At 70.9% G+C, this 6,932-nt stretch carries 7 protein-coding genes; 1 reads left to right on the top strand and 6 read right to left on the bottom strand.

All coding sequences use genetic code 11. The features are described from left to right. From A5728_RS12605 to A5728_RS12630, 6 genes are all read right to left on the bottom strand, one after another. Positions 1 to 1,075, bottom strand: a 1,075-nt coding sequence (locus tag A5728_RS12605; RefSeq protein ID WP_064847394.1) for an alanine--glyoxylate aminotransferase family protein, incomplete at its 3' end; no start/stop codon positions are given. 188 nt (positions 1,076 to 1,263) lie between these two features. Further along, positions 1,264 to 2,493 carry an MFS transporter gene (locus A5728_RS12610; protein ID WP_064847395.1) on the bottom strand — a complete coding sequence of 410 codons (1,230 nt, stop codon included), beginning with the start codon at positions 2,491 to 2,493 and terminating at the stop codon, positions 1,264 to 1,266. 269 nt (positions 2,494 to 2,762) lie between these two features. Continuing rightward, on the bottom strand, positions 2,763 to 3,227 hold the full coding sequence (locus A5728_RS12615) for an SRPBCC domain-containing protein (protein ID WP_064847396.1): 465 nt from the start codon (positions 3,225 to 3,227) through the stop codon (positions 2,763 to 2,765). Then, positions 3,220 to 4,164 carry a glycosyltransferase family 2 protein gene (locus A5728_RS12620; protein ID WP_064847397.1) on the bottom strand — a complete coding sequence of 315 codons (945 nt, stop codon included), beginning with the start codon at positions 4,162 to 4,164 and terminating at the stop codon, positions 3,220 to 3,222. The genes A5728_RS12615 and A5728_RS12620 overlap by 8 nt, the downstream gene beginning before the upstream one ends. Further along, on the bottom strand, positions 4,161 to 5,495 hold the full coding sequence (locus A5728_RS12625; protein WP_082943476.1) for a bifunctional PIG-L family deacetylase/class I SAM-dependent methyltransferase: 1,335 nt from the start codon (positions 5,493 to 5,495) through the stop codon (positions 4,161 to 4,163). Before A5728_RS12625 ends, A5728_RS12620 begins: the two co-directional genes overlap by 4 nt. Beyond that, positions 5,492 to 6,586, bottom strand: a complete 1,095-nt coding sequence (locus A5728_RS12630; protein ID WP_231885652.1) for an acyl-CoA dehydrogenase family protein — start codon at positions 6,584 to 6,586, stop codon at positions 5,492 to 5,494. Before A5728_RS12630 ends, A5728_RS12625 begins: the two co-directional genes overlap by 4 nt. A gap of 92 nt (positions 6,587 to 6,678) precedes the next feature. Here A5728_RS12630 and A5728_RS12635 point away from each other — a divergent pair. Further along, positions 6,679 to 6,932, top strand: a 254-nt coding sequence (locus A5728_RS12635; RefSeq protein WP_064847399.1) for a GntR family transcriptional regulator, incomplete at its 3' end; no start/stop codon positions are given.

The raw sequence follows: 6,932 nt of genomic DNA on the forward strand, positions 1-6,932 counted from the left end.
CCCGCAGCGCACCCAGGATCAGCGTGACCGACTCCGGGGCGGCGTTCGGACCCATGAGCCCGATGCGCCACACCGTGTTCGTGTACTCCTTCACACCGGCGCCGATCTCGATGTCGTACTTCTCGAGCAGTTCCTTGCGCACCGCGGCCGAATCGACCCCCTCGGGCACCTTGACCGTGGTCAGCTCCGGCAAGCGGTGTCCCTGCGCCGCGAACAGTTCCAGGCCCATGGCCTCCAAACCGCCCTGCAGCGCGCGGCCGGCGGCCTCGTGACGCTCGCGAACGGCGTCGAGCCCCTCGTCGAGGACACGGCGCAGACCCGCCTCGAGGGACGCGACCATCGCCACGGGCGCGGTGTGGTGGTAGGTGCGACTGGAACCGGAGGCCTCCCCCACGTAACCGCCCAGCATGCCGAGGTCCAGGTACCACGAGCGCGGCTTCTCGACCCGGCGCTGCCACGCCCGCTCGGACACCGTGAACGGCGCGAGCCCCGGAGCCACGCCCAGGCATTTCTGGGTCCCGGCGTAGCCGATGTCGATACCCCACTCGTCCGCCTTGAGCTCGATGCCGCCGATCGAGGTCACGGCGTCCACGAGCAGCAGTGCGTCACCCTTGATCCGGCCCAGGGCGGCGATGTCCGAGCGCACGCCCGTGGAAGTCTCCGCGTGCACCGCCGCGATGATCTTGGGCGAGGGGTGGGCCGCGGCGACCTTCTCCGCGTCCACGGCTTCGCCGAAGGGGAAGTCCACGCGGATCACGTCCGCGCCGCACCGGCAGGCGACGTCGCACATGCGCTCCCCGAACAGACCGTTGACCGCGATCACCACGGGGTCTCCGGGGTTCACGAAGTTCACGAACGCCGCTTCCATCCCGGCCGAACCGGTCGCGGAGAGCGGAAGCGTACGGCGGTTCTCGGTGCCCCACACCGCGCGCAAACCGTCGCATGCACTGTCCATGATCTCCAGGAACTGCGGATCGAGGTGGCCCAGCAGCGGCCGTGCCAGCGCCTCGGTGGCTTCCGGATACGGGTTGGTGGGGCCGGGACCGAACAGATGACGGACGAGAATCTGGCTCATGACTGGGTCTCCTTGCTGGCACCGCCGCGGCGGACCGGGGTTCGCCCGCGGAACGTGCGGGCCCATCGGACGTGTTCCGGGTTACGTCCAGCGTAGGCCCAGGGCCCCGGGCCGCGCGATTCACCACCCGGTGGGTATCACACGACGACGCCGCTCGGGTTCTGTCGTACGTCACACGGCGGCACACCTCAGTTCCCGCTGGGTGCCACCGGGCGGCGTGGCAGGAAGATGGCGGCCAGGACGATCGCGATCACGATCAACGCACCGATGCACAGGGTCGCCCCGCCCCAGCCCGCGCTCGTGAACGCGATGCCGGCGGCGTACCCCAGCGCGGAGGAGCCGCCGTAGTAGAAGAGTGTGTAGAGGGAGGACGCCTGGGCCCGCCCCTCGGTGGCCATGGCGGGAACCCATCCGTTGGCCACGGAGTGCGCCGCGAAGAATCCGGCGGTGAACACCAACAATCCCGCCACGATCACCGGCAGCCACGGGAGGACCGTGAGCAGCAGACCGCCCAGCATGATCAGGGCCGCGGTGATCAACACGGGGCGGCGGCCGAAGCGATCGGCGAGGCTTCCCGCCCGCGCGGAGGACCATGTCCCGGAGAGATAGGCCAGAAACAGCAGGGACACCACGCTCTGGGGCACGTTGAACGGTTCATCCCCCAGGTGGAAACCGATGTAGTTGTACACCGCCACGAAACCACCCATGAGCAGGAATCCCTGCAGGTAGAGCGTCACCAGGCGCGCGTCCTTGAGGTTGACCCACAGGTGCGCGATCAGCCCCTGCTCCCCCGTGAGCCGCACGGGCTGGGGCGTGAAACCACGCTGGCGCGGGATCAACAGGATGAAGGTCACGGCCGCGGCGGCGGCGATCAGCGCGACGACGCTCGTCCCCACGCGCCAGCCGAAGAAGTCCGCGAGCGGGGCGGCCACGATGCGCCCGGAGAGCCCGCCCAGACTCGTCCCGGAGATGTAGGTCCCGGCCGCCACGGCTCCATAGCGCGGATTGACCTCCTCTGCGAGGTACGCCATGGCCACCGCGGGGATCCCGCCCAGGGCCACGCCCTCCAGGAACCGCAGGCCCACGAGGGATTCGAACGTGGGCATGACGTTGATGAGCACGCCCAAGACGGCGGCGCAGCTGATCGCAGCGGCCATGGCGCAGCGTCGTCCCCAGCGGTCCGAGACGAGCGACCACGGGATCACCCCCACGGCGAGACCCAGCGTGGCGGTGGAGACGGCGAGCGCGGCCTGGGCGGCGTCGATGTCGAGGTCCTGGGCCATGATGGGCAGCACGCCCTGCACGGAGTAGAGCTGGGCGAACGTGGCCACGCCCGCGCACAGCAGTGCCACGAGAATGCGCCGATAGCCCGAGCTCCCCTTGTCGTAGCCCTCCCACACCCTGCGTGACGATCCCATACCCGGGTGCACCTCCTGCTGCGACTGTCCTGCCCGGGCAGCTGCGTCTTCCCGGGCCCGGCCGTACCATGCGTGCACGACCTCGGCCAGGGTACGCCCGGTGCGCGCCCGGGCCCGGGCCGCTCCCGCGCGAGGTTTCCGTGCGGCGTCGTGCGGGAGTCACGCGGAAGCGGCGGCACCGCGCCCGGACACGACGACGCCCGCATCCTCCCTCGGGAGGACGCGGGCGAACGGTCATTCTGGCGCGGGGCACACCGCTCCGCGGGGTGTCAGGAGCCGGCGACGGTGGAGGCGAGCCGCTCGAGGGACTCCTCCAGAACCTTCTCGCCGAAGAGCGGGAAGCTGATCTTCTTCGTCACCTTGGGGTTGGCGTGCTCCCACGAGTAGGTGAGGGTCACGGTGGTGGAGTCCGAGCCCTCGGGCTGCAGCTCGTACACCCATTCCCAGCCGTTGTCCTCCACGGAGGTGCCCTCGGGGCAGGGCTTCCACGCGATGAGCTTGTTGGGGTCCAGACCGGTGACGTGGTTCTCCGTCTTGTAGTCCCCGCCCATCATCTCGGCGTGCATGTTCATCACGAAGACGTCGCCGACGTTCTGGATGCGCTGGTCCGTGCCAGAGATGACGGTCCCGGAGGCGTCCAGGCTGGGGTGTTTGGCGGGCAGTGTCAAGATCTCGAAGATCTCCTCCGCCGGGGCGTCGATGAGACGGCTGACGGTGATGGACTTCTCACTCATGGCATACCTCCTGATTGACGATGCTGATGGTTTCTACGTTAGCCACGGGAGAGGGAGGCCCTTCAAGCGTTTTTGCGATGGGCGAAGCGGGCGCGCGCCACTCCGATTCCTCCCGCGGCAGTGAGAGCGTCCGCAGGTGATGCGCGAACCCGAGCTCCGCACGTCCTTCGAGCCGCCCTGACGTCACCGCACGGATCCGGTCCGTGGCCTCGACCCGTGCGCCCACTCGGTGCAGTGCAGCCAGCAGGGCTTCGTCCTCGCTGCACGCCAGGGGTGGGAAACCGCCCGTGTGCTCGTAGAACGAGGCGCGCACACCCATGTTCGCCGCGTGGATGTGCGGGTGGCTCTCTACGAGCGTGTGTTCGCGCTGCCACAGCTCGTACACGTGCGGCGGACACTCCGTCGGGTCCGGTTCCACGGTCCCGAGAATCGCATCCACACCGGCGCCCGCGCGCTGCACCTGGTAGCGCAGCCAGTTCTCGGGCACCATCGTGTCCGCGTCCGTGGAGGCGATCCACTCCGGGTCCGACGCCGCGAGCGCCTGCCGGGCTGCTGCGGCGCGCGCTCCCCCGGCGCTGTGCCATTGCCCCGAAACGATCTCCAGTCGGGCTCGGCCGCCGTCCCGGTTCGACACCGCCCACGCCTGGCGCGCGCGCTCCACCGTCCGGTCCGTGCAGCCGTCCGCGGCGAGCACGACCGTGACCTCGACGTCGCCCGTCCCCACAGCGCGCGGCGCCCCCCGCAAGGGCGGCATGGCATCGATTCGGGACGTGCCGGGAGCGGGCCCGGCGACGTCGTCGGCGGATGCCCACTCGGACCGTGCGAACGACGGATCATGACCCAGCCCCGCGATCGCACCGGCGACCGACTCGAGGCACCGGCCCACGCGGTCCTCTTCGTTGCACGCCGGGATGATCACGGCGATCCGGCGGATCACGTGTTCCCCGCGGGAACGGGCGCGAAGACCTCGATCACGAAATCGGTTTCGCGGTGGCTCAGCACCCCGCGCAGCCCGGGAGTGCGCCGAGCCTCGCGATGGACGTCCGCGCCGTCGAGCGGCCAGTCCGCGATCGGGTGCCGCCAGTGGCACAGCACGAGGTGCCCGCCGTCCGCGAGCGCCGCCACGCAGCGCCACAACAGCTCGCGCCATTGCTCGGGCGAGCAGAAGTACCCCATTTCGCTCACCACGATCAGCTCTCGCGGGGACCAGTCCTCGTCCCAGTCGCGCGGCAGCACGGCGCTGACGAGTTCCACGTTCGGCACGCCCTTCCGTTCGAGCCGGGTGCGGGCGGCGCTCAGGGCGACGTCGCTTGCGTCCACCGCGGTCACGGAACGCGCGCGCCGGGCCAGTTCCACCGTGAGGGCGCCCGTGGAGCACCCCAGATCCAGGACGCTGCCGTAATGCTCCCGCGGCAGGCACGCGAGTAGCACGTCCCGCTTGCGCCGCTCGTACCACGAGGTGTCCACGGCCCAGGGGTCCGCGCTCGCGGTGTGCACACGGTCGAACACGGTCCGCTGATCGGGCGTGCCGAGCACGAAAAACTCGACCGAACGATCGAAGTGTTCGAGCACGTGGGGGCCTAGGAGCACCTCGTCCCCCCGCCGGTCGGACAGCGGCTGCACCTGGGTCACGTGGTGGGCCAGGGCGGAGCGCTTGGCAGCGCGAGCGGCGTCGTCCAGTGGGACCCGCACGAGCCCGCGCGGCAGGCGCGTGGGGGAACCCCAGTGCCAGAACCACACGGGGTACTGCAGGCAGCGCACACCCCACGCCCCGGCGGCCGCGACGACCGTGCGGGCCAGAACCTCGTGGTCGGTGTGCCCGTCCTCCTCCCACGTGACGATCACCAACGGCTGCTCCCCCTGCTCGAGCCATTCGAGATGACGGGCCACCGGCTCGGACAGTTCATCCTCGGACAGGCCGCCGTCGGTCAGGGCGAGGTACTCCGGCGGGGTGTCCGTGCTGGTCAGGGTGTGCACCGCGGCGGCGAGCTCTTCGTGGCGCAATGCGGCCAATCGTTCGGGCGTGTGGGTCGGTGAATCCGGGTGGGAGTTCTCCCCCAGGGTCGCCACGACCACCCGCACATCCGCTCCCGCGTCCGCGAGCCGGTGCATGGTGCCGCCGGCCCCCAGGGTCTCGTCGTCCGGGTGGGCCGCGAACACGACGACCCGGTCCACGCCGGTCAAGTCCACCTCGGGGGCGCGGTGCAGAGCGCCGCAGCGGGCCCAGTCGGCCTCGGGCGTGCCCGGATCACGGTGGTCGAAGCTCACCACGGGGTCTCCTCCGACCCATCCTGGACCAGCTCCAGCAGGGTGCGTCCGAGGGCGGCGGTGTCCCGCTCGGCGTGGTCCTGGCGGATGTAGACCTGCAGGGACTCGACCCGCCGCACGTGTGCGGGGTCCCCCGTGAGCGGACCGGGCCCGGTGGCGCGGGAGACCACGCGGATCACGGTGTCGGCGGCGTCGGCCACCGTGCGGCGCACGCGCAACGCCCATGCGGCGCCGTGCTCACCCGTGGCCTCGCCGCGGTCCACCGCCGCGGCCGCACGGTCCAGGACGGCCTGAGCCGCACCGAGCGTGAGGTCGAGCTGCCCGAGGGCGGTGCGAGCGGCGTCGTCGACGGGGCGTGCGGGGCGCACGAGTTTGCACCACAGCAGATCCGCGACGGACTGTGCGCCGCCGAGCCACACGGCCGCCACGCCCATCCCGCCCCACGCGAAGCCCGGGCGGGTCAGGTACCACTCGTCCGCGCCGAGCGGTTGCGCCGGAACGCCCTCGAAACGGACGGGTACCGTGACGACCTCGGCGAGACCGCGGGACGTCCACCCCGCGGCGGCTTCGGGCCGGAATCCCGGGTGGTCCGTGGCCACGACGAACGCCCGACGGTGTCCCGTGGGTTCCCCGACCTCGTCGGTGACGTGCGCGGTCACGACGGCGCGTGAGACGGAACCCGCGAGCGAGCACCAGGGCTTGGTCCCGGTCAGGGTCCAGTGCGGACCGTCGGCGGCGTCATCATCGGCCGAGTGCGCAGCGGACGACGGCGTGGCCAGCAACGGCTCGCCCGCCCCCTCCGCGGCCCACACGCCCCACGTGTCGCGGTCGGTGATCAGGTCGGTGCGGCCCGCCTGGCGCAGGATGGCCAGGGCATCCAGGTGAGGTTCGATGATCCTCGCGTAGGCGAGGTCCATCCGACCCAGTGCGCTCAGCTCGCGCCACAGTTCACGCGTGGCGCCCTCCCCCGGGGCGGGCAGGTCGCGTCCGAGTACGCGCGCCTGGTCCAGTGCGTGATCGACGAAGCGTTGCACGGCCCGGGGATCGGCCGGAGCCGCGGCGGGGACGGGAAGTTCTGGGTGCTCGGACACCCCATCAGCCTACGTGTCGGGGCGGACACCCACCCCACCTTTTCAGCGGTAGGCCACCTACCATGAGGGGAGTCGATCGAAGGGGACAAGGCATGTTCACGGTGGATCCCGCCGCTTCCACACCGGTGTACGAACAGCTCGTGGAATGCGTCCTGCGGGACGTCTCCTCCGGGGAACTCATGGTGGGTGACCGCATCCCACCGGTGCGCGCGCTCGCGTCCGAGCTGGGGCTGTCCGCGGGCACCGTAGCCAAGGCCTACCGGGAGATGGAGACCCACGGCGTGATCGAGACACGCGGGCGCAAGGGCACGTTCATCGCGCAGGGCCGGGACGACCGCGACGCCGC

Origin of the sequence: Kocuria sp. ICS0012 (genome assembly GCF_001665945.1) — a bacterium.
GTDB classification, from domain to species: domain Bacteria; phylum Actinomycetota; class Actinomycetes; order Actinomycetales; family Micrococcaceae; genus Kocuria; species Kocuria marina.

What these genes read in the sequence shown, in the direction of transcription:
- A5728_RS12610 (WP_064847395.1), bottom strand. Translation starts at nt 2,493, where the DNA reads ATGGGATCGTCACGCAGGGTGTGGGAGGGCTACGACAAGGGGAGCTCG.
- A5728_RS12615 (WP_064847396.1), bottom strand. Translation starts at nt 3,227, where the DNA reads ATGAGTGAGAAGTCCATCACCGTCAGCCGTCTCATCGACGCCCCGGCG.